General features: G+C 56.7%; 19 protein-coding genes. 7 read left to right on the top strand and 12 right to left on the bottom strand.

Annotated features, from left to right (window positions below; translation table 11 throughout):
- Positions 1-17 precede the first annotated feature (17 nt).
- A complete protein-coding gene (locus tag K0H81_RS19730) occupies positions 18-731 on the bottom strand; it encodes a DUF3157 family protein (RefSeq protein ID WP_220059446.1) in 714 nt (237 codons plus the stop codon).
- Between the two features lie 93 nt (positions 732-824).
- Positions 825-1,349, bottom strand: coding sequence for an outer membrane beta-barrel protein (locus K0H81_RS19725; RefSeq protein ID WP_220059445.1), 525 nt, complete (start codon positions 1,347-1,349; stop codon positions 825-827).
- Between the two features lie 183 nt (positions 1,350-1,532).
- Between K0H81_RS19725 and K0H81_RS19720 the strand changes: the two genes are divergently transcribed.
- Positions 1,533-2,789, top strand: a complete 1,257-nt coding sequence (locus K0H81_RS19720) for a mechanosensitive ion channel family protein (protein WP_220059444.1) — start codon at positions 1,533-1,535, stop codon at positions 2,787-2,789.
- A gap of 39 nt (positions 2,790-2,828) precedes the next feature.
- On the opposite strand, the gene K0H81_RS19715 is transcribed toward K0H81_RS19720, so the two are convergent.
- Positions 2,829-3,452, bottom strand: a complete 624-nt coding sequence (locus K0H81_RS19715; RefSeq protein WP_220059443.1) for a LysE family translocator — start codon at positions 3,450-3,452, stop codon at positions 2,829-2,831.
- A 75-nt stretch (positions 3,453-3,527) separates the two neighbouring features.
- Complete coding sequence (locus K0H81_RS19710) at positions 3,528-4,079, bottom strand: lysophospholipid acyltransferase family protein (RefSeq protein ID WP_011867544.1); 552 nt, start codon at positions 4,077-4,079, stop codon at positions 3,528-3,530.
- 108 nt (positions 4,080-4,187) lie between these two features.
- On the opposite strand from K0H81_RS19710, the gene K0H81_RS19705 reads away from it, so the two are divergent.
- On the top strand, positions 4,188-4,610 hold the full coding sequence (locus tag K0H81_RS19705) for a YybH family protein (RefSeq protein WP_011867543.1): 423 nt from the start codon (positions 4,188-4,190) through the stop codon (positions 4,608-4,610).
- On the opposite strand, the gene K0H81_RS19700 is transcribed toward K0H81_RS19705, so the two are convergent.
- Both K0H81_RS19700 and K0H81_RS19695 read right to left on the bottom strand, forming a co-directional pair.
- Positions 4,607-5,413, bottom strand: a complete 807-nt coding sequence (locus K0H81_RS19700) for an NRDE family protein (RefSeq protein ID WP_220059442.1) — start codon at positions 5,411-5,413, stop codon at positions 4,607-4,609. The genes K0H81_RS19705 and K0H81_RS19700 overlap by 4 nt on opposite strands.
- A gap of 69 nt (positions 5,414-5,482) precedes the next feature.
- Positions 5,483-7,081: a ZIP family metal transporter gene (locus tag K0H81_RS19695; protein WP_220059441.1), complete on the bottom strand. Its 1,599-nt coding sequence runs from the start codon at positions 7,079-7,081 to the stop codon at positions 5,483-5,485.
- 228 nt (positions 7,082-7,309) lie between these two features.
- On the opposite strand from K0H81_RS19695, the gene K0H81_RS19690 reads away from it, so the two are divergent.
- The 3 genes from K0H81_RS19690 (at position 7,310) to K0H81_RS19680 (ending at position 13,523) form a co-directional block, all read left to right on the top strand.
- Positions 7,310-7,903 (top strand): YhgN family NAAT transporter, encoded by a 594-nt coding sequence (locus tag K0H81_RS19690; protein ID WP_144204141.1) that lies wholly within the window; start codon positions 7,310-7,312, stop codon positions 7,901-7,903.
- Between the two features lie 177 nt (positions 7,904-8,080).
- The gene (locus K0H81_RS19685) at positions 8,081-10,279 is read left to right on the top strand and encodes an MGH1-like glycoside hydrolase domain-containing protein (protein WP_220059440.1); all 2,199 of its coding nucleotides are present in this window, start codon (positions 8,081-8,083) and stop codon (positions 10,277-10,279) included.
- A gap of 388 nt (positions 10,280-10,667) precedes the next feature.
- Positions 10,668-13,523 (top strand): immune inhibitor A domain-containing protein, encoded by a 2,856-nt coding sequence (locus K0H81_RS19680; RefSeq protein WP_220059439.1) that lies wholly within the window; start codon positions 10,668-10,670, stop codon positions 13,521-13,523.
- Positions 13,524-13,554: 31 nt separating this feature from the next.
- Here the strand turns inward: K0H81_RS19680 and K0H81_RS19675 are convergent, their stop codons facing one another.
- Positions 13,555-14,121, bottom strand: a complete 567-nt coding sequence (locus K0H81_RS19675; protein ID WP_220059438.1) for a chorismate--pyruvate lyase family protein — start codon at positions 14,119-14,121, stop codon at positions 13,555-13,557.
- A gap of 174 nt (positions 14,122-14,295) precedes the next feature.
- Between K0H81_RS19675 and K0H81_RS19670 the strand changes: the two genes are divergently transcribed.
- Positions 14,296-14,703, top strand: coding sequence for a flagellar basal body-associated protein FliL (locus tag K0H81_RS19670; protein ID WP_041509788.1), 408 nt, complete (start codon positions 14,296-14,298; stop codon positions 14,701-14,703).
- 43 nt (positions 14,704-14,746) lie between these two features.
- The gene (gene rlmF, locus K0H81_RS19665; RefSeq protein WP_220059437.1) at positions 14,747-15,958 is read left to right on the top strand and encodes a 23S rRNA (adenine(1618)-N(6))-methyltransferase RlmF; all 1,212 of its coding nucleotides are present in this window, start codon (positions 14,747-14,749) and stop codon (positions 15,956-15,958) included.
- 21 nt (positions 15,959-15,979) lie between these two features.
- Here rlmF and K0H81_RS19660 read toward each other — a convergent pair whose 3' ends face one another.
- The 5 genes from K0H81_RS19660 to def are packed head-to-tail and all read right to left on the bottom strand — an operon-like array spanning position 15,980 to position 21,658.
- Complete coding sequence (locus tag K0H81_RS19660) at positions 15,980-17,422, bottom strand: TrkH family potassium uptake protein (RefSeq protein ID WP_220059436.1); 1,443 nt, start codon at positions 17,420-17,422, stop codon at positions 15,980-15,982.
- A gap of 30 nt (positions 17,423-17,452) precedes the next feature.
- Positions 17,453-18,862, bottom strand: a complete 1,410-nt coding sequence (trkA, locus tag K0H81_RS19655; RefSeq protein ID WP_144204148.1) for a Trk system potassium transporter TrkA — start codon at positions 18,860-18,862, stop codon at positions 17,453-17,455.
- Between the two features lie 9 nt (positions 18,863-18,871).
- On the bottom strand, positions 18,872-20,155 hold the full coding sequence (rsmB, locus tag K0H81_RS19650; protein WP_220059435.1) for a 16S rRNA (cytosine(967)-C(5))-methyltransferase RsmB: 1,284 nt from the start codon (positions 20,153-20,155) through the stop codon (positions 18,872-18,874).
- Positions 20,152-21,138, bottom strand: a complete 987-nt coding sequence (gene fmt, locus K0H81_RS19645; RefSeq protein ID WP_220059434.1) for a methionyl-tRNA formyltransferase — start codon at positions 21,136-21,138, stop codon at positions 20,152-20,154. Before fmt ends, rsmB begins: the two co-directional genes overlap by 4 nt.
- 7 nt (positions 21,139-21,145) lie before the next feature.
- Complete coding sequence (gene def / locus K0H81_RS19640) at positions 21,146-21,658, bottom strand: peptide deformylase (RefSeq protein ID WP_144204151.1); 513 nt, start codon at positions 21,656-21,658, stop codon at positions 21,146-21,148.
- Between the last annotated feature and the right edge of the window lie 111 nt (positions 21,659-21,769).

Here is a 21,769-nt window from a genome sequence, read left to right as displayed (position 1 = left end):
ACTCGATACTCACGCCGTTAGCGAGAGCTCATGTCGATAATCTTCAGCGTCATCAGCTCCTTGCTCCACTGGGCCTTGTCTATGCCTTCGATCCAGAAGGTCTCGCTGTCGCGGGTCTGTCCCTTACGCAGATAGGTCTCCGGCACGCGGAAGATCGCCTGCCAGACGTTGACCGTCTCTGTCTTGATCAGCTCGCCCGAGTCGGCATACAGGCCGATCTCCATCTCGATGATCACATAGTTCTCTTCGCTGTTGCTGCTGAGCTCGAAGTTGAGCCCCAGGCGCCCCTTGCTGTCCCACTGGCTCTTGAGGTAGCTCACCTTGGCGCCACCCTTGGCGGTGGATCTCAGCAGGTTGGCGTGATCCATGGCCGATGCCGTCATGGCGCCGCCCACGACCGGGCCGCTGGCGATCACCACAGGCTGCACCTTGGCGACGGGCTGACTGGCCTGTTCGGCTTGTGTCATGGCTTGTGTATTGGATTGTGTATTAGCCTGTGTCTGGGCTGTCTCTGTACCTTGGTTTTCTATCGCCTGGCCTTCTGTTGTGGCAGAGGTGGTCTGAGGCGTCAGGAACACATATTCCCAGGTGAAGTCGGCGTTGAGTCTGACGGTGGCGCCATTTTCCAGGGTGATCAGCGCGACGGCATCGTCAGCCTTATCGGCTGCAAAGGCGGGAGCCATCAGGAGGAAGAGGGCCATGATGGCGCAGCTTTGTAGTGCTTTATACATTGAATTTAACCAGTTTTAGCGGTTTGTCTGTGGCCTCTAGCATAGTCAAACTCGCGCTAAATTCCTATATGCCTGGATCGCGATTAGCGGATTTTAGTTGCTGTAGCCCAGGCTGAAGAGCGCCGACTGGCTGCCCGAGTCATAACCCAGGCCAAGCACCAGATGACGACCTAGCCGATAGCGGACCCCGAGTTCGCCGCCCCAGCGGGTGTCTCGCTCCGTTTCCCAAGTGGGCTTACCGTCGACGATGCGCGGCGAGATGTTGTTGGTGTAGGAGTATTCATGGGTGTAGGCGCTGGCACCGCCGTAGAGGCTGAGGTGGTCTGTGAGTCCATAGCTGAGGCCGAACCGCCACAGTTTATCCTGGGTATAGGCTTCGCTGGGGGCCTCCACTTCTATGTCCCGTTTCTGGCTCTGGGCATAGCCCAGATAGTAGCCCCAGTTGGCATAATTCCTGTCATAATGGCTGGGTGCCAGGGTGATACCATAGAGCGCCGACTCGGCCGGAATATAATCCAGGGTGATGGCCGTCTTGGGGCTTGGCCCCTGGGTTTGGTCTGCCGCCAACAGGGGGCTGGCGCCGACGAGCAAGACGGCGCCGAGTAGAGGCTTTAGCATAATTCTCTCCATCATCACGGGACAATGGATTGTTGAGAATCTCTGTATTACAGTCAATCAGACAGGCTAAAATAGCTTTTAAAATAAGTAGTTGTATCGCTTTTGTTGGTGTGCTGAAATGGTCTTGTTGCAGGCTCATTATCGGATTTGCCACAACAGGTGAATTTGCAAGGAGAGAGAATTTTGGATCAAGAATTACGCTCACAGGTGTCGCTCTGGTTGACCCACTTCGGCATAGATAGTCCATCGGACGGGGTATCTACCGGCGTCATGGTCTTTGCTTGTCTGTTGATCGCCTTTATCGGCTATGTGGTGGTGAAACGCGGCGTGGTGAGCACAATGAACATAGTGATCCAGCGCTCTAAGGTGCGTTGGGACGACATCTTCATGCAGCACAGGGTGCTGGAGAAGCTGGCCAAGCTGGTGCCCGCCTTGATCCTCAACATCTTGCTGCCGTTGGCCTTGGTGGAGCATCCGCTGCTAAGCAGCCTGGCGGATAGACTGCTGGATGTGGCGATAGTGATCCTCTTCGTGCGTGCCGTCTACAGCGTGCTGGACGCGGGTAACGAGATCGCCGACGTCAACATGATCAGCCGTCGCCTGCCGATCAAGAGTTTCGTGCAGCTGCTCAAGCTGTTCATGTTCTTCGTCGCCATCATCATCTCTATCTCTGTATTGGCCGAGCAGTCGCCGGTCTACTTCCTCAGCGGCCTGGGTGTCGCCACGGGCCTGGTGATGTTGGTGTTCAAAGACACTATTTTGGGTTTCGTGGCCGGTATTCAGCTGGCGGCCAACCGCATGGTCAGCCCGGGTGACTGGATCCAGATGGATAAGTATGGCGCCGACGGTGCGGTGGAGGAGGTCTCGCTGACCACGGTCAAGGTGCAGAACTGGGACAAGACAATCACTATGATCCCCGCCTACGCCCTGGTGTCCGACGCCTTTAAGAACTGGCGCGGCATGTCAGAGTCGGGCGGTAGGCGTATCAAGCGGGCGGTGAATATCGATATCGACTCCATCGCCTTTCTCAGTGACGAACAGCTTAAACGCCTGGGTAAGATCAATCTGCTCAAGGATTACCTGGCCCGCAAAGAGGCGGAGATCGCCGAGTTCAACGCCAAGATTCAGGATGGCGACATGCCGGTGAATAGCCGTAACCTCACCAATGTCGGTACCTTTAGGGCCTATCTGTTGGAATATATGCGTAAGCACCCTAAGGTGCATCAGGAGATGACCCTGCTGGTGCGTCAGCTGGCGCCGACCACAGAGGGGTTACCCATAGAGATCTATATTTTCACCAACGATACCCGCTGGGCGTTTTATGAGGATATTCAGGCGGATATCTTCGATCATATTTACGCGATTCTGCCGCAGTTTAACCTTAGGGCCTTCCAGGCACCTACCGGCGCCGATGTGCGTAGTCTTAAGGGCGCGCTATAAAGCTCGCTGTTTGACGCTGTCGGGCCTGAGGCCGTCAGATTAGTCTTTCGTCACCAGTATGGCGGCCAGGGTGAGAAATACGCCGCCGCTGGTACGGTCAAACCAAAGCAGACGGTTGCTGGCCCTGAGTTTGGGGGCCAACACGTTTGCCATGCTGGCATAGAGCATCACGAAGCTGAAATCCACCAGGGCCCAGGTGAGCGCCAGTATGGCGAGCTGTGGCCCCTGGGGCGCCGTGATATCGATAAACTGTGGAAACAGGGCGCCGAAGAAGAGTAGATCCTTAGGATTGCTTATCCCCACCAGAAAGGCCTGTTTAAACATCTGCTTAGGCGTGCCCTTACCCTTGATGTGTTGCAGGTCCAGCCCCTGTGCGCTGGCCTTGGTCAGTATCAGCTTGATCCCCAGATAGATAAGATAGGCCGCGCCGCAATACTTAAGCAGGGTAAAGCCATACTCGGTGGCGCTCAGCAGTGCGCCCAGGCCGGCGGCTGAGGCAAACATCAACAAGAGGGCCGAGCTGACGCTACCTAGGGCGGTGGCCAGGCTGCGCACCTTGCCGAAATGGATCCCATGACTCATGGACAGCACCGCCATGGTGCCGGGGGAGATGGCGATAAGCAGGATCGCCGCCAGGTAGAGTAGCCAGGTATCTAAGTTCATCTGAAAATTGTATACAAAATGCCGATGGCCGCACTATAACCAGTGCGACCCGATTTGGCAATCTGTTAGGCAGTCTTAGGCGTGGTAGTCGGGGATGGCCTTGGCGTGGCGGCCCTTGATGGTGCGGTAGAAGTCGAGGATCTGCGCCATCTCCTTGTCGATATCGCCGGTGACGCTTATTGCCTCGGGGATCACCACTCGCTTACCGGCAAAATCCAGCGCTACCGTGACTATGGGCACCTGTGCCTTGGTGGCGATGTGGTAGAAGCCTGTCTTCCAGCGTTTCACCGGGCTGCGGGTACCTTCCGGTGCCAGGGCCAGCTTGAAATTAGGGTCTTGCTGAAACAGTTGCGCCGCGGCGTCTACCAGGTTGTTGCTCTTGCGGCGATCCACCGGGGTACCGCCGATGGCGCGGAACAGCCAGCCCCAGGGGGGAATAAACAGCTGATGCTTGCCGAGGAAATGGATCTTCTGCCCCAGGGCGCCCCTGGCCAACACGCCGACGATGAAGTCCCAGTTGCTGGTATGGGGGCCGACGATGGCGATATATTGAGGCGCCTCGGGGAGTCGACCGTCTATGGTCCAGCCGCTGAGTTTGAGGATAGCTTTACACAAAGATTGAAACATAAATTAGGCTCTACTGAATCGGTCTAACGAGGCATTTTTATAGAGAAGATAATGCCTTAGTGAACATTTATTATATAATACAACTAATATTTCCCTCTGGAGAGGATGATGCATAAAAAAGGATGGATTTTACTGCTCCTGCTGCTGGGACTCCCGGTGCAGGCGGTACCGACGGACGATATCGCCAATATCCTGCGGGATCAGGAGGCAGCTTGGAATCGCGGCGATCTGGATGCCTATATGCAAGGCTACTGGCAGAGTGACAAGATGCGTTTCGTCTCGGGCAACAAATTCCGCTATGGCTGGGCGGAGACGCTGGCGGCCTACAAGAAGAACTATCCCGATAAGGCGACCCTGGGGCAGCTCAAGTTCACCATAGAAGAGACCAAGATGCTGAGCAATTATGCCGCCATCGTCGTGGGCCGCTGGCAGCTGACCCGGGTGAAAGACAAGCCCAACGGCGTATTTACCCTCTTGGTGGAGAAGATAGACGACAAGTGGGTGATCACGCACGATCACTCGTCGGATTAGGCTGTTTTAGGCGACTCGCCGTCCATTTCGGCCCCTTGTTCGGGGCCGGTCTTAAACTTAAACACCTGCCTGCCCAGGTTTCTCCCCTTACCATCGTACCTGACCTCGACAAACTCACATCTGCCCTGTCTGTCTCGCAGCAGGATGGAGGTCGAACGGGTGCCATATTCCGGATGCTTGATATAGATGGAGGAGAGTAGCCGCTCCCACTCCAGGGCGACGCCGGTTTGCGGCAGATCCGCATCGGGCGCCTGGCGCTCGTCTGTCATTATGGTCAGCAGGGCCTGAATATCTATCTCGTCACTTTGGGTGATCTCCCGCTCCAAGGCCTGGGTTCCCTTGGCCATCTTGGGCCAGATATCGTCGAGGGCGCCGTTGCTGATGGCATGAAAGCCTGGTGACAGCGGCTTCACCGTCTTGCTGACGCTGTGGTAGCAGTAGAGCTCCAAGTCTTTCCCGAACAGCAGGTTAAAGGGGTTGTAGTGTTGGCTATGCTCCCTGAGCCAGCCCGTGGTCATGGTCTGGGACTGGGTCAGCGCCTTGATCACCAGATCGCCCCGGCTGTGACGATTGGCCTCGTGCAGCTCAGGAGCGCGAATGTTGGTGAGTGCGGCGATCTCGCCCTGACGATTCACCCCGAGCCAGCTGCCACCGGCCTCGAGATCTTTGCCTGCCAGCAGCCGATTGTCAGGGGGCCAAAAGTGGGCCGGCTCCGTGGGTCTGTGGTGAAACTCGTCCCGATTGGCACAGAGGATCAGCGGATACCTGGGATGTACCTCGAGGGCGACGAAGAGAATGCACATGGATGGCTCCAGAGGGGGCGTTTGTCTCTAACTTAGCCTCCCGTGGCGAGAAAAGCTATCCCCTAACTCCTAGTGCTGGCCGTGCTCATGTTCGTGGTGATGTGTGTGCTTGTGCTCATGGCTGTGCTTGTGTTCATGACCACTAGCAGGATTATGGCTGTGATCATGGGCCTTAGGCTTCCACAGCATGATGCGGGCCATAAACTTGCGCGGCCCCAGTCGTAGCAGGCTGGCGGCAAATAACATGGCGACCAGTGCTAGGCTCAGCTGGTTAACCGTCTCGGGCAGGCTGAGCAGCCGGCTCCATTCAGGGATCAACCAGTGGGTGCCCAGCAGACAGAGGCCGATCACCCCTGTGAGCGCCAGACGCTGGGTCCAGTCCATCAATTTCAGCTGTGCTAGGTTGAAGACGGGGGCCGCCAGCAACACTAGCATCACAGCCTCCATGGTCCAGCCGCTGTAGGCCAGGGACAGTGCCAGTACCGCGCCGCCGAGATTACAGAAACGCATCGGCAGAAGCAGCAGGAGCAATACGCCAACCTGCACCAGAGGAGAGGTGAGGGGCACAGACGGGTGGCCGATAAGGTTGGCCAATACCAGGCTGAGGATGATCCAGGGGGCGCTGCGATCCACCAGGTGAGCGAAGCCGAAGCGCAAGGCGGAGTTAGGTAATCCCAGATGAGGATCCGTGGGTTCGACCCGCGTCATGGTGAGTAAGATCCCCACCAATGTCAGGCCGATCAGCTGGATAAATGCCAGGCTAGGCCCAAGCAGCAGCAGGGTGATCACCAGAGCCTCTGGCCCTGCCAGGCGTTGCAGCCAGCGCTGGCTCAGGCGCTCATGGTGAGGTGACAGGCCAAACAGGTAGCGCATCGCCGCCAGGCTATAGCTCAGCAGGAGCACAGGCGCCAGGGTCAGCAGCCAGTCCAGCAGTTGATCGCTGCTGTGGCTGTGTTCGTGATGGTCGTGGCCGCCGGAGTCGAACGCCAGCAGCACAAACAGCAGGGCGATACCCAACAGGCTGCCTATGCCGGCCTGATATTCATACTTGCCCTGTTTGTCGTCTATGGTGTGGCCATGGGGCTGATGCAGCACCACGTGCAGAATCGAGCCGGTGACGAAGGCCTGCAGATAGACGGTATTGTCCAGGCTTAGCTGCGCCAGTAACTGCTCGCCGGCGAAATAGCCCACGCCTGTCAGCAGCATCATGCCGCCTAATACTATGGATGCCCAGCGACTACCTACCTGAGGCTTGAGTAGCCACCAGATCGCTAGCCCCACAGGCAGACGATGCAGAATCACCCCTAGGGCCAACAGGCTGGAGTTACCGTCCTGCTGGGCCAGCACCATGGCGCCGCCGTCGGTGAGGGTATGCAGCAGGAGTCCGCCTATGCCGAGTGTCAGGGTCAGGTTATGGGTGACCTCTGAGTAGCGGTGAAACAGGCGCTCGCTAAGGGTCGGGCCCCAGAGGCCGACAATAACAAACGCCAGGGAGAGGAAACCGCCGTGCTCCAGGAGCTCCGGCAGGATATGGATCAGCACCAGGCCGCCAAGGGACACGAAGATGAAACCATCCAAGCCTTTTTGCAGACCTGTCCCCGTCGTAAAGAAACGATAGAAGAGTGGGCCTAACAGGAGTGCAATACAACTGGCGACGAGATAGTACATATAAGTGTTAACAAGGGAACCTAGAAAGCCAGCTAGTATATCAGTCTTATGTCTGCCAATCGAACAATTAACCCGAGGGGAAAAATAATTTACATGGCATGAGCCGGCTGGTGCCCCCGTGGACGGCGGAAAAACCTGGGAAGAGTGTCGATTTTGTTATCTTAGCTACTGATTAATATTGTCATTAAGTTATACAATATAGGTTCAACTTTTGACGAATATTGAGCTATGGACATCTTTTCTGCTGCGGTAATGTTGTTTTTGATCATGGACCCCCTGGGGAACTTACCCATTTTTGCCTCGATTCTTCGTCATATCGAACCTAAGAAGCGGCGCAAGGTGTTGGTGCGGGAGCTGATTTTCGCGCTGATCATCATGCTGCTTTTCCTGTTTGCCGGTGAGGCGATTCTCAGCTTTCTTAACCTGAGATCTGAGTCGGTCAGCATTGCCGGCGGCATCATACTCTTCCTCATCGCCATTCGGATGATCTTCCCCCAGCCAGGTGGCGTGGTGGGGCTGGCGGCCGGTGAAGAGCCCTTTATTGTGCCTATGGCGATCCCTCTGATGGCTGGTCCCTCTGTGTTGGCGGCGCTTATCCTGCTGGCCCATACCGACAGCTCGCGCATGATGGATTGGACCATAGCCCTGTTTGCTGCCTGGGTGGCCAGCGCCGTAATACTGCTCTTCTATAAGCTGTTTACCAAACTTCTGGGTGAGAAGGGCCTGACTGCGGTGGAGCGCCTGATGGGTATGGTGCTGGTGATGATCTCGGTGCAGATGTTCCTCGACGGCGTGGCTAAATATATCGCTCACGCCGCATAAGGGACATGGGCGCTTGCCGTAATGGTCGGCGCCTTCACTCTTTTGACCTGAACAGTCGTGATTTATCCTTTGCCTTAAGGCCGTAACAGCTGTTTGAAGGTAAGAGATCTCCTTGCATCTCGGAAGCGACTCTGGAATGATTTGAATATTGTATTCAATTAACTCTTGAGTGACCCCATGACGCGTCTGCCTGCGCTATCTGTTCGCCGCCTCTTGCTGCTTTCTCTGTCTCTTCTCTGCTCTCTGCCCTCTGTTGCTATGGTTCAGGCCAGCGAGTATCGGGATCTGCTCAACTATCGGGGAACCCCCAGTACCATGGAACAGAGGGATCCACAGGGTAACCTGACGATTCCCGCCGTCTACATGGACCAAGGTGCCTGGCATGGCTTTCATCTGCCGGACTCGCCCGCCTACTATGGTGGCTTCACCGGGCCGCTGTTTATTGCCCAAGAGTACAGCCTGCATTTGAGCGATAGCCTGCAGAAACTGCAGCTATTCTCGGGGGAGTCTGGTCAGAGTGTGGATCTGTCCAAGGCGGAGCAGGTTGAGATCTATAGCGAGCCCGGGGGACTGGTGCAGCGCTTTCGCTTCAAGGATCTTGAACTCACCACCACCCTGGAATATAGCGATAACCGCACCGCCATCGTCTCGACCAGGCTGATTAACCTGAGCGACAAGCCAGGTTCCTGGCGTCTGAGCTGGTCGGGCAGCCCCTTCGCCACTCATCCCAAACTGAAACAGTATCGCTTGGTCGATAAGCGGCTGCTGACCGATGACACCGTGACCTGGCAGTTTACCCCCATAGATCAGACCTGGCAGATGCAGCTCGACGATGCCAGTTACCGGCTGGCGTTTGAGCAGGCGCTAACCCTATCGACTGAGGGACCCCAGGGCTATCGCGCCGACAGTGGGCTGTTGACCCTGGCACCGGGGGAGGCGACTGTGCTACGCGCCGCCCACCAGTATTTTCATACTCAAGTCGAGGCCAGGCATGCGGCTAAGCTTGACTGGTCTACTGTGGCAGCGAAGCTTGCGGCCAATCGGTCCCGGTGGCAGCAGCGGCTGGATAAGCTAGTGCGCGGCGGCGAGCTTTCGGCCAGGCGCCTGGCCGCCAAGGCCATGGTGACCCTGCTGCACAACTGGCGTAGCCCGGCGGGCGCCCTGCTGCATGACGCCGTCACCCCATCTGTGACCTACAAGTGGTTCAACGGGGTCTGGGCCTGGGACAGCTGGAAGCAGGCGGTGGCGCTGGCGCAGTTCGATGTGGCGCTGGCCGAGTCGAACGTGCTGGCGATGTTTGACTATCAGTTCGATGCCAAGGACTCGCTGCGCCCTGAGGATGCGGGCAATCTACCCGACGCTATCTTCTATAACTCCGATGCCAGTCGCGGCGGCAAGGGGGGCAACTGGAACGAACGTAACGGCAAGCCACCATTGGCGGCCTGGGCCGTATGGCAGATCTACCAGCAGAGCCAGGATAAGGCGTTGATTACCAGGCTCTACCCTAAGCTGGTCGCCTACCATGAATGGTGGTATCGCAATCGAGATCATAACCACAACGGCTTGGCGGAATATGGCGCCAATCGTCATCCCCGCCATGGCGAGCCGGGTAAGCCGGACAGGGAGGCGGTGATCGAGGCGGCGGCCTGGGAGTCTGGCATGGACAATGCGCCGCGTTTCGACATGGGCGATGGGCTCCAGGTGCTAGAAAATTATGATGCTAAGGGGCGACTGTTGGGTTACTCCATCTCCCAGGAGTCAGTTGATCTCAACAGCTACCTGTATGCGGAGAAGGGCTATCTTGCTCAGATGGCTGAGTTACTGGGCTTGGACAGCGAGGCGGCGGTTTGGCGTAAGCAGGCGGTGCGCCTGGGGGAGCTGATCCGCAGCGAGTTTTTCGATGAGCAGAGTGGCTTCTTCTACGACAGACGCTTAGCGGGTGAGCGCTCACGTTTGATGATCGCCCAGGGTAAGGGGGTCGAGGGCTGGCTGCCGCTGTGGGCCGGCGCCGCCAGTCAGGCTCAGGCGGAGCGGATGATCGCCACTCAGCTCAATGCTACTAACTTTGGGACCAAGCTGCCCTTTCCCACTGTGAGCGCCGACAATTCGGCCTTTGCCCCGCGGCGTTACTGGCGCGGCCCCGTCTGGCTGGATCAGGCGCTGTTTGGCCTGCAGGGAGTCTCCCGTTATGGCCACGACGAGCTGGCGCGGCGCCTCGCCACTCAGTTGGTGAATGAAGCCCAAGGTGTACTGGGTGATGGGCCCATACGGGAAAACTATGATCCTCTGACCGGAGACGGGCTGCACTGCACCAACTTTAGCTGGTCTGCCTCTGTGTTGCTGCTCATCTATCGCAGCTGGCTCAGCACTGATTGAGGCAGAGAGAAGAGATAAGAGATAAGAGTGGCGTGGCGATTGGCCGCGCTTCTCGCTATTTAGCCGCTGACCTATACCTCTTTAGTGAAAAATAGCACTTTTACTCTACTCTACAGGGAAAAATACTGTTAATGTCTTGTAGTGGACCTTGGGTGTTGTTGTTGCGTTTGCCGCTAAGTGGGCGTTAACACCCGTCTGGCCGAGTCACCGGCCGCTTAACTCAGCGTGTTTTTTGTGTCGATTCATATTGGCAATCTAAATGCCTATAGCGATGAGTTAGCCCCCTTCCCAAGTCCCCACTAAAATTATCTAAGTTAGGCAGCCTTAGGGTCACCCAGCGGGGAAGGCGTTCCGTTGGGGATAAATACAGGCACAAGGAATATTTAGCATGAAGAGACAGTATTATGCCGGTGCGTTGTCCGCATTGAGCCTCTCCCTCCTGCTGATTGGCGCGTCGGCAAATGCCGCCCCGATCACCATGAAGGAAGTGACTGGCGTGGCCGACGCCGGGGTGATTAACGAGCAGCAGATCCTTTATTGGCTGGTGAAGCGTGGTGAGTTGGCCAGTGATGCCAGCGAGGCGGAGAAGCGCGCCGCAATTAAGGCCTACACCCAGAGAGCCAAGGGCTATCAGGAAAAAGGTGGCCAGGTTCAGGCCAAGCTGGAATCTCAGCAGAGTATGCGTCAGAAGGCCCAGCAGAAGGCGAGGGTGATGTCCTTTGTGACGCCCCAGGCCGACGCAGATGTAACTAAGACGGTGAAGGTACTGGGTGTGCTGATCGACTTTCCCGATCTGCCCCATGACAACAACCGCCTGACAGCCTCTGATACACCTATGTATTACGCGAGCTACCCTGTCGCCCACTATCAGGATCTCATGTTCTCGACGACTGGCTTTGCCGGCCCTCAGGGGCAGAACCTGTTGACCGGGTATCAATACTATCAGGCGGAGTCCGGCGGAAGCTTCTATTTCACAGGTAAGGTCTATGGCTGGTATACCGCCAACCAAAACGCGGCCTATTACGGGCAGAATGACCCCAACAACGACGATGACGACAAGGCGGTTCCCGAGCTGGTGAAAGAGGCGGTGACCCAGGCGCTGGCCAGCATGACGCCCAGCGAAATCGCCTCGTTCGACGTGGAAGACCCTTATGATCTGGACGGCGACGGCAACCTCAATGAGGCCGACGGCGACATAGACCATGTGATGCTGTTTCACTCCAGCATAGGCGAAGAGGCCGGTGGTGGCGTCTTGGGTGATGATGCCATCTGGTCGCACCGCTACTTTGTCTATGAGGGCAACTCGCCTGGCTATGAGATCCCCGGCACAGGCAAGAAGGTGTTTGGTTACACGGTTCAGCCCATAGATGCGGCCGCCGGAGTGGTTGTTCATGAGTTTGGCCACGATCTCGGCTTGCCCGATGAGTATGACACCAGCAACAGCGGTGACGGTTCACCCGTGGGCTCTTGGTCTATCATGTCTGGCGGTAGTTGGACCGGGGATATTCCTGGCAGCCAGCCGACAGGCTTTAGCCCCTATGCCCGCTCTTACCTGCAAAACAAGTATAAGGGCAAGTGGATCAATGAGACTCAGGTGGATCTGGCCGCTATCCCGACGGGTGGCCAGGAGGTACAGCTGGCCGAGGCCGTCAATGCCAACCAGGTGAACCAGATCTCTATTCCTCTGCCTTCGGATAATATTCCCTTCAAGCAGCCCTATGCCGGCAGCTATCAGTACTATTCGGGTCAGGGTAACCTGCTGAGCACTGCGGCCTCCTTTAGCCTGGATTTCCCGGCGAGCAGCAGTCTGACCCTGAAGATGAAGGCGCACTGGAGCATAGAGACAGATTATGATTATGTGCAGGTGAAGGTGGGCGATGTGGCCTTAGCTGGTAATCACACCAAGGCCAGCAACATCATCAATAATGCCAAGAACATCATCACAGGCAAGTCTTCTGATGTGGCGGGTGCCGAAGGCGCCGATTCCTGGGTGGAGCTAAGCTTCGACCTCAGTGCCTATGCGGGTAGTAGCGATCGTCAGATCAGCATCGTCTACTTCACCGATGAGGCGGTGGGCGACTATGGTTTTGTGTTCGATGAGCTTAAGGTGCTCGACGGTGAGTCGGTTATCTACAGCGACGGCGCCGAGGAGCCAAATACCATGGCGCTCAACGGTGGCTTTGCCAGAATCGATAACACCCGTCCGGGCAAGCCGCGCCGCTACCTGGTGCAGCTGCGCAGCTACAACGGCGTCGATGCCGGATTGAAGAGCCACAGTTATGAGCCGGGTGTCTTGCTCTGGCTGGAGAACTTTAACGAGTCCGACAACAACTCCAGCAAGCATCCAGGCAGTGGCCTGATCGGTGTGGTCGACGCCGACCAGGTGCTAATTGGCACCAATGGCACGGCGACTCAGATCCGCGATGCCACCTTTAGCCTGTATAACCAATCCACCTATTTTGGTGATGACCATCTGGCGGGCAACAGCCTGTTTGATGACAGCCAGGACTATAGTGCGCCACTCAAGCCGCAGGCGGGTATCATACTGCCTGAACTTGGCCTGACCATGGAGGTGGTTACCCAGAGCCAGGATTCCAGCAGCGCCAAGGTACGCTTCGAGTATTCGGGCACTGTGACGCCTCCGCCAGCGCCTGGGGCATTGAGCGCCTCTATCGCTAAGACACAAGAGGGCGCGAGCGTTAGCTTCAGCGCCAATGTGACAGGTGGTGATGGCAGTTATCAGTATGCCTGGAACTTCGGTGTCAGCGGTGCTGCTAGCACCCTGGCGGCGCCAACCTATGTGTATCAGGCATCGGGAAGCTATCAAGTCACCCTGACGGTGACAGATGGTGCCGGTGAGTCGGTCACGGCCAACACTCAGGTGACGGTCGTCATCCAACCGGTGGCGGATTTCAGTTATAAGGCCAGCGATCTAACGGTGACCTTTAGCAACCTGTCCAATCAAGGGGTTGGCTCGCTGAGTTATGCCTGGAACTTCGGTGATGGGCAGACGAGCACGGCCGCCTCGCCGACACATACCTATGGCGCGGCGGGTAGCTATACAGTGACTTTGACTGTGACCGATGAGGCCAATAATCAGGCGAGCAAGAGCCTGACGCTGACGGTGACCGCTCCCGTGGTGCAGCCGCCTGTGGTCGAGACCAAGCAGGATTCGGGTGGTGGTAGTCTGGGTTGGATCAGCCTGTCATTGCTGATGCTCCTGGGACTGCGCCGCAGAAGCTAAACAAAAAAACGCCTCGTTAAGAGGCGTTTTTTTATGCCAGCCGGTCGATGAGCTGGCGGGCCTTGGGCAGGAAGATCTCGCTGACGATCAGCTGCTGGTCCCCATGACTGAAGTAGCGTCTGCGGCCCCATAGGGGATGGTGACTATCTTGTTCCAGCGAATCGATCAGTTTGGCGAGGGAGTCGCAGGCAGTAAACTCGCCGACCTCTATCTTGCCCGGGGTGAAATCGCCACTGGTGAACAGCAGCTCGCCCAAGGGGCGGGTGCCCAGAGAGAGGAAGTTATCCTGGGCGTTGTCCATCATGGCGCCGGGCACGAGCGTGCGGGCAAATACCCAGGGGATGCCATCGAGACAGAGCAGCACTTCTCTAATCCAGGCTTGCCCTTGGTGGGGCAATTCGCCCGGGAAGGGAGGCAACATGGCCTCGCCTAACACCTTGACCTCAAATTGATTGCAGTGAGACTTGAGTTTTTGGGTTAAACTACCGGAAGCTAACAGCCACTCCCTGAAGGGGCTGGGTGGCAGCTGGGGAATTTGATCCGGTGAATGCCATTGAATGGATTCACCATAGGGGAAGCTTAACCTGGTCACACTCATTAAATTCTCGGTACAATACTCAAAAACGTCAGCAGTTTATCATGACGAGGCTTTGATGTCGGTAATTAAAGCCTTGAGTACTAAAGCATCTAAGTATTGGTGCCGTTAATAAGGTATCGCCAGGCTAGAAAGCGAGTGTTGACCATCAAATCATGAACGGAGTATTCGTCTAATATGAAAAAGTTTGCGCTGCTGTGCCTCATGCTAGTGACCAGTGTACTGAGCCTGGGGGCATTTGCCGAAGAGGAAGAGGTGGTCGACACCTACGCCTATTACGGTTTCGAGCCCGATATTGTGACTAACTATATCTCCAATCGTAAGAAGCTGGGCTTTGTGAAGATCAGTGTCGAGCTCATGGTGAAGGTGCCGGAAGATCTGATCGTGCTTGAACATCACGACCCGCTGCTGCGCGCCGCCATCATAGAGATCTTAGGGGCGCAGACAGAAGATAAGGTGAAGTCTCTGACCGGCAAGGAGGAGATCCGCCGCGAGTGCTACGATACACTGAATCGTCTGCTGGAGCAGGAGATAGGCAAGCCGCTTATCGTCAACCTGCTGTTTACTAAATACCTGTACGATTAATGTGTTATGGGCTGCATGCCGTGCGTGCAGCCAGGATCCCCTGATGACCCCGTCTCGAAAGCCCGCGCGCCCCGGCGCCAAGAAAGTTGTTTCTCAAGAGCCGCCTGCTAATGCCTCAAGGCCAAAGCCTTCGTCTCAATCTAAACCAAAAGCTAAGCCAAAAGCTAAGCCAAAAGCTAAGCCAAAAGCTAAGCCAGAATCGAAACCACAAGCAAAACTAAAAGCCAAGTCTAAGCCAGCTGAGGGCAAGACTCAGGGGGCGAGCAAGGGGCTGCACCCCCGCAACCTGCATGGACAGGGCTATGACTTCGACGCGCTGATGGACACCACACCGGAGCTAAAGCCCTTCGTGCGTCCCAATCCCTATGGCAACTTGTCTATCGACTTTGCCGACCCCAAGGCCGTGAAGCTGCTTAACCTGGCGCTGCTCAGGTTGCATTATGGATTGAGCTATTGGGATATTCCCGAGGGTTTTCTCTGCCCGCCGATACCGGGTCGTGTGGATTACCTGCACTATCTAGCGGATCTGTTGGCCGAATCGGCTCCCGGGAGCCAGGAGATGGCCAAGCGCAAGCTGCCTAATGTGACGAGAGTGCCCAAGGGGGAGCGAGTGGTCGCCCTGGATATCGGCACAGGCGCCAATGGCATCTATCCACTGCTGGGCCATCAGGTATACGGTTGGCGTTTCGTGGCAAGTGATATCGACCCTGTCTCGCTGGCCAATGTCGAGCGGATCATTGCAAACAATTCACAGCTGTCGGGCAAGTTAAGCCTATGCCTGCAGTCAGATTCGAAACAGATCTTTACCGGTATTATCAGGGCCGAGGACAGGTTCGATCTGACCCTGTGCAACCCGCCATTTCATGCCTCGCTGGCGGAGGCTAGCCGTGGTAGCGAGCGTAAGCTGAAGAATCTGGCGGCCAACAAGCGAGCCAAAGGACATGAGGTCGCGAAGAGTCAGGAGAAGCTTAACTTTGGCGGCCAGAAGGCTGAGCTCTGGTGCGAAGGGGGTGAACAGGCCTTTCTCGGCCAGATGATCCGTGAGAGCCAGTCGTTCGGCTCACAGTGTCTCTGGTTTACCTCTCTGGTATCGAAGAAGGAGAACCTTAAGCCTTGCTATCGTCTGCTGGAGCAGGTGGGTGCCAAGCGGGTAGAGACCCTGGAGATGGCCCAGGGCAATAAGCTGACCCGGGTGCTAGCCTGGACCTTCCTGACACCAGAGCAACACCGCCTCTGGAGTCAGTATCGGGTTTAGTCGGGCCCTGCGCTAGTTTGCTTAGTACTTCCAGAAGTTAGGGTGGAAGAGCACCGCCACCGTCAGGATCTCCAGACGGCCCAGCAGCATGCCGATGGCCAGTGACCATTTGGCGATGTCGGGCAGGCTGGAGAAGTTCCCCGCCGGGCCGATCACTGGCCCAAGCCCTGGGCCCACATTGGTCACCGCCGTCACCGCGCCGGTAAAGCTGGTGGTCGGGTCGAGTCCGGTAGACACCAAGATCACCGACAAGAGCACTATCACCAGCATAAACAGCAGGATAAAGGTGACCAGGGAGCGCACGATATCTTCTGTGATGGGGCGTCCGTTATAGCGCTCCTTGAAGATACCGTTAGGGTGGAACTGTTGTTTCAGCTGTTCGCGCATGATGGCGATGGCGATCTGGAAACGGAAGATCTTAATTCCCCCAGAGGTCGAACCCGAACAGCTGCCGGCAAACATCAGGAAGAGGAAGGCCACGTTGGCCACCGCGCCCCATGAGGTGTAGTCGGTAAGGCCATAGCCAGTGGTCGTCACCACCGAGACCACGTTAAAGCTGGCCAGGCGCAGTGCGTCGGCCGCCGTCATCTCGTGTCCATGCCAGAGCCAGAAGGCCAGACTGCAGGAGACGAACGCCAGGAAGATGAGGTAGCCCTTCACCTGGGCATCGTTCCAGATCCGCAGCGAACGCTGGGACAGGCTGTGAACAAACATCAGCAGGGGAAGGCCGCCGGCCGCCATGAAGATGGTGCCGACCCAGTGGGCGGGCGCAGAGAAGGCCGCCATGGAGCTGTCTGAGGTGGAGTAGCCGCCGGTGGAGAGTGTGGTCATGGCATGGTTGATCGCCTGAAACCAGGTCATTCCCGCCAGATGGTAGGCCACGCCGCAGCAGACCGTCAGTATGATGTAGACATAGAAGAGGTGCTTGGCCATATCCTGGGTGCGAGGCACCGCCTTATCGCTCCAGTCCGAAGATTCGGTGCGAAACAGCCGCATCCCCCCCACGTTGAGAAACGGCAGAATGGCCACCGCCATCACGATAAAGCCTATTCCCCCCAGCCATTGCAGCAGCGAGCGCCAGATCAGGATGCTGTGATCCATGGTATCCAGGCCGGACAGCACGGTAGAGCCAGTTGTAGTGATCCCCGACATGGTCTCGAAGAAGGCGTCCGTATAGTTGATGCCGTGATAGAGGGTGAAGGGCATGGCCGCAAACAGGCTAACGATAAACCAGGTCAGGCTGGTGAGCAGAAACATATCGCGGATATTGAGGCGGATGTTTTCGCTCTGCCCCTGATGCATGCAGGCGCTGGCGCAGGTGCCTGTGATCAGCGAGGCGATCATGAAGGCGCCCACCGTCTCCTCACCATAGAGTAGGGCGAAGAGCAGCGGAAAAAACATAAAGGCGGTCAGGGTCGACAGGAACACGCCTAAGATGAAGAGTAGCGGCCGAAAATTTAGCATCGCGAATTAAGTCTTGGCTTCGTGAGTAGCTTAGAAGAAGAATGCACTAGGCTGGAACAGCTTTTCAACTTCACCGATAAATTTCTTGTTCACCAGGAACAAGATCACGTGGTCGCCCTGCTCGATGACCGTCTTATCGTGGGCCATCAGTACCTCGTCATCGCGGACGATGGCGCCTATGGTGGTGCCCGGTGGCAGCTTGATCTCGCTAATCTGCTTGCCCACCACCTTGGAGGTGCTGGGATCGCCGTGGGCGATGGCTTCGATCGCCTCGGCGGCGCCGCGTCTTAGCGAGTAGACGTTACAGATATCCCCCTGACGAATATGGGTCAATAGCGCCGAGATGGTCGCCTGTTGCGGCGAGATGGCGATATCGATATTGGCCTCCTGGACGATATCCACATAGGCTTCACGCTGGATCAGCACCATCACCTTCTTGGCGCCCATGCGCTTGGCCAGCAGGGCGGCCATGATGTTGGCCTCGTCGTCGTTGGTGACCGCGATAAATACGTCGGTCTGGTCGATATGCTCCTCGAGCAGCAGCTCCTGATCTGAGGCATCGCCGCAGAATACCGTGGTATTTTCCAGCTTTTCAGACAGCGCCTCGGCGCGATCCGGTCTGTGTTCGATCAGCTTGACCGCATGATTACGTTGCAACTGCTTGGCCAGTCCCAGGCCTATGTTACCGCCGCCGGCGATCATGATATTGCGGTAGGTATTGTCCAGCTTCTGCATCTCACTCATCACGGCGCGCACGTGGCGGCTGTCGGCGACGAAGAATACCTCGTCGTCCGCTTCAATGATGGTGGTGCCCCGTGGCATGATGGGACGGCCCTGTCTGAAGATGGCCGCCACACGGGTGTCGATGTTAGGCATGTGCTCGCGCAGGGCGGCCAGGGCGTTACCCACTAGCGGACCGCCATAATAGGCACGCACGGCCACCAGACTTAGGCGTCCCTCGGCAAACTCCAGCACCTGCAGGGCACCTGGGTATTCCACCAAGCGACGTATGTAGGAAGTAACCAGCTGCTCGGGGGCGATCAACTCATCTATGATGAAGCCACCGCGAGGTCGGTTCTCGCTCTGCTTGGTCTCGCTGTCGATAAACAGCTTGTCCCGCAGTGCCAGATACTGCTCTGAACGGATACGGGCGATCTTGGTGGGGGTGCCATAGAGGGAGAAGGCGATCTGGCAGGCCGCCATGTTGCATTCGTCGCTATTGGTCACGGCAATTAACATATCGGCATCTTCGGCCCCCGCGTCCTTGAGGACACCTGGGTGGGCACCATGGCCCAGCACTACCCGCAAGTCATACTTGTCTTGCAGCGAGCGCAGCCGGTCGCGGTCATTGTCGACTATGGTGATGTCGTTGTTTTCACCAACCAGGTTTTCGGCTAATGTGCCGCCGACCTGACCCGCACCTAATATGATAATTTTCATAGCCTAACGTTATCCCTTAACCAAGCGAGCGTAGTAAAACCCATCCATATTGTCTTGGCCCGGCGTGATTTGCCAGCCAATGTCATCGCTGTTTTGTTGTTGTGCGATTGGAATCAGGGTTGCGTCTTGGGTTCTCGCTAAGAAAGCCGCGATCTGCTCGGCGTTCTCTTGCGGTAAAATTGAGCATGTAGCATACAGGAGTGTGCCACCGGGTTTAAGCCACTGCCAGCAATGATCCAAAATTTGTGACTGCAATGTGGCTAGCTCTTCGATATCGGCCTGCTTTCGTAGCCATTTGATGTCCGGGTGGCGGCGGATCACGCCGGTGGCCGAGCAGGGAGCGTCCAGCAGGATGCGATCGAACTTATCGCCCTGCCACCAGGTGTCTATCTTGGCGGCGTCACCATGTACCAGCTTGGCCTTGAGGCTTAATCTGTCGAGGTTCTGCTGCACCCGCTCCAGGCGTTTGGCGTCGAAGTCGACCGCCACCAGATCTATGCTGGGTTCACTCTCCAGCAGATGACAGCTCTTGCCGCCGGGGGCGGCGCAGGCGTCGAGAATCAGTTCATTTGCTTCGGGCGCCAACAGGCTGGCGGCCCATTGCGCGGCGCCATCTTGCACCGAGGCGGCGCCATCGGCAAAACCTGGGAGCAGGCCGACATCTTTCGGGCTCTCCAGCAGTATGGCGTCATCGCTCGCACCGGGTGTCGCCGTTATCTCCTGCTCGTCGAGTAGCGCCAGGTATTGCTCTCGGGTCTGGGACAATTGATTGTTACGCAGCCACATGGGCGGGCGTTGATGGCTCTGGGTAATCACCTCTTGCCAGCTGTCTGGATAGGCGGCCTTGAGGCGCTTGATCAACCAGGCGGGGGTATTAAAGGCCAGAGTCTCGTTGTCTTCGGGCAGCGGCTTCTGGTTGCGCTGCAGGTTGCGCAGCACGCCGTTAACTACCTTGACCAGTCCCTCAAACTTGAGCTGGCGACAGGCCTCGGCGGTTTCCGAGATCGCCGCATGGCCGGGGATACGGGTAAAATAGAGCTGATAACATCCCACGAGCAGCAGCTGATGTACGATGCGCTGCTTGCCCTTGGGCGGCTTGCTCATGCAGTCGCTCACCAGCTTATCGAGCTGGGGCAGGTGACGCATCACGCCATAGCAGAGCTCGGCTAGCAGGGCCTTGTCTTTACCGCTGGTGAGTCTTTGCTGCTGTTCGGGCAGGGCCACGGACAGTGAAACCCCTTTCTCTAATACCTGGAAGACGACTCTGGCCGCGAGGGCACGCAGATTCTTCATGCCTGCGCCTCGTCGGAGCTATTGTTTACGTTGTCTGTGCCCTGTAGTTGGGTGCCCGGGGTAAACCAGTCGCCGCGGGCGTTAAGCACGTCGGCCACCGCCATGGCTTTTTTGCCCGGCAGCTGAATGGTTTCAAGTACCAGCACGCCTTCACCTGTAGTGACCGCTATGCCCTGCTTGTCGGCGTGGATGATGGTGCCAGGGGCCTGCTGGCTTGTCTCGTCTGACACGCTGGCCTGCCATACCTTGATTGCCGCATCCTGATGGGGGAAGTGGCTGGCGGGCCATGGATTGAAGGCGCGAACTTCACGCCACAGCTGCTGCGCCGGTTTGCGCCAGTCGAGCTGCGCCTCCTCTTTGCTGAGCTTCTCGGCGTAGCTGGCCAGGGCTTCATCCTGTGGCTCAGGCGTTAGGCTGCCTTCGGCGAGGCCTTTTAGTGCCTGGATCAGGGCGGTCGGCCCCTGCTCGGCCAACTTCTCATACAGGCTGGCGGAGGTGTCGATGTCTTCGATAGGCAGATGGGTCTTGAGCAGCATGTCACCAGTATCCAGACCTATATCCATTTGCATTATGGTGACGCCGGTTGCCGCGTCGCCGGCCCACAGGGCGCGCTGAATCGGCGCTGCGCCGCGCCAGCGGGGTAGGATGGAACCATGCACATTGATGCAGCCCAGTCTTGGGGTATCCAGTACCACCTGAGGCAAGATAAGGCCGTAGGCGACCACCACCATGATGTCGGCGCCGAGAGCGGCGAGCTCTGCCTGGGCATCTTCGTTTCTCAGGCTCGCAGGTTGGTAGACTGGGATATCATGTTCGAGTGCCAAGGCCTTGACCGGGCTGGCCTGTAGCTTCTTGCCACGACCCGCGGGTCTGTCTGGTTGGGAGTAGACCCCGATAACCTGGTGTTCTGAATCGATTAAGGCTTGTAGATGGCGGGCGGCAAAATCTGGCGTACCCGCAAAGAGTATCTTGAGTGGTTTCAAATGGGGCTTATCCTTGTTTGGCTTCGAGGCGCGCGGCTTTTTCGAGTTTCTGTTTGATACGCTGACGCTTGAGGGGCGAGAGGTAATCGACAAACAGTTTGCCATTGAGGTGATCAAGCTCATGTTGCAGACAGATGGCGAACAGCCCATCAGCCTCTAAAGTGAACTCGTTGCCCTCTCTGTCCTGCGCCTTGATGGTGACAAACTCTGCGCGATCGACCTTGGCATAGATACCGGGCACCGAGAGGCAGCCCTCTTCGTTGCAAAAATCGCCACTTTTCTCGATTATCTCTAAATTAATGAAAACCTTAGGGCGTTCTACGTCATCTTGCAGGTCCATAACGATCAATTGATGATGATAATCAACCTGGGTTGCCGCCAGACCAATTCCCTTCTCTTCATACATGGTTTCGAACATATTATCGATTTGTGTCTGAAGCTCAGCGTTAAATTCTGTAATGGGCTTCGCAATCGTGCGTAAGCGCTCATCGGGAAAGCGTAAAACTTTTAGTAAACTCATACATAAACTCTTAACAAGTCTGTCAAATTCGAGACAGTTGGTTATACTGACTTAGGCTAATGGGTTAATTTTAATCCTTAGTGGCATTCAATAACAGTAAAAGCTCTATAT

This window comes from Shewanella halotolerans, assembly GCF_019457535.1.
Lineage (GTDB): Bacteria > Pseudomonadota > Gammaproteobacteria > Enterobacterales > Shewanellaceae > Shewanella > Shewanella halotolerans.
The sequence above is the reverse complement of the archived record's forward strand: the minus strand, read 5'-3'. Positions and strand labels throughout refer to the sequence as shown.

Excerpts from the sequence above, each read along its gene's own strand:
- K0H81_RS19695 (WP_220059441.1), bottom strand. The coding sequence starts at position 7,081 with ATGTACTATCTCGTCGCCAGTTGTATTGCACTCCTGTTAGGCCCACTC.
- K0H81_RS19680 (WP_220059439.1), top strand. The coding sequence starts at position 10,668 with ATGAAGAGACAGTATTATGCCGGTGCGTTGTCCGCATTGAGCCTCTCC.
- K0H81_RS19725 (WP_220059445.1), bottom strand. The coding sequence starts at position 1,349 with ATGCTAAAGCCTCTACTCGGCGCCGTCTTGCTCGTCGGCGCCAGCCCC.
- K0H81_RS19705 (WP_011867543.1), top strand. The coding sequence starts at position 4,188 with ATGCATAAAAAAGGATGGATTTTACTGCTCCTGCTGCTGGGACTCCCG.
- K0H81_RS19700 (WP_220059442.1), bottom strand. The coding sequence starts at position 5,413 with ATGTGCATTCTCTTCGTCGCCCTCGAGGTACATCCCAGGTATCCGCTG.
- K0H81_RS19685 (WP_220059440.1), top strand. The coding sequence starts at position 8,081 with ATGACGCGTCTGCCTGCGCTATCTGTTCGCCGCCTCTTGCTGCTTTCT.
- K0H81_RS19690 (WP_144204141.1), top strand. The coding sequence starts at position 7,310 with ATGGACATCTTTTCTGCTGCGGTAATGTTGTTTTTGATCATGGACCCC.
- def (WP_144204151.1), bottom strand. The coding sequence starts at position 21,658 with ATGAGTTTACTAAAAGTTTTACGCTTTCCCGATGAGCGCTTACGCACG.
- K0H81_RS19730 (WP_220059446.1), bottom strand. The coding sequence starts at position 731 with ATGTATAAAGCACTACAAAGCTGCGCCATCATGGCCCTCTTCCTCCTG.
- K0H81_RS19710 (WP_011867544.1), bottom strand. The coding sequence starts at position 4,079 with ATGTTTCAATCTTTGTGTAAAGCTATCCTCAAACTCAGCGGCTGGACC.
- K0H81_RS19715 (WP_220059443.1), bottom strand. The coding sequence starts at position 3,452 with ATGAACTTAGATACCTGGCTACTCTACCTGGCGGCGATCCTGCTTATC.
- K0H81_RS19670 (WP_041509788.1), top strand. The coding sequence starts at position 14,296 with ATGAAAAAGTTTGCGCTGCTGTGCCTCATGCTAGTGACCAGTGTACTG.
- K0H81_RS19675 (WP_220059438.1), bottom strand. The coding sequence starts at position 14,121 with ATGAGTGTGACCAGGTTAAGCTTCCCCTATGGTGAATCCATTCAATGG.
- K0H81_RS19660 (WP_220059436.1), bottom strand. The coding sequence starts at position 17,422 with ATGCTAAATTTTCGGCCGCTACTCTTCATCTTAGGCGTGTTCCTGTCG.
- trkA (WP_144204148.1), bottom strand. The coding sequence starts at position 18,862 with ATGAAAATTATCATATTAGGTGCGGGTCAGGTCGGCGGCACATTAGCC.
- rlmF (WP_220059437.1), top strand. The coding sequence starts at position 14,747 with ATGACCCCGTCTCGAAAGCCCGCGCGCCCCGGCGCCAAGAAAGTTGTT.
- rsmB (WP_220059435.1), bottom strand. The coding sequence starts at position 20,155 with ATGAAGAATCTGCGTGCCCTCGCGGCCAGAGTCGTCTTCCAGGTATTA.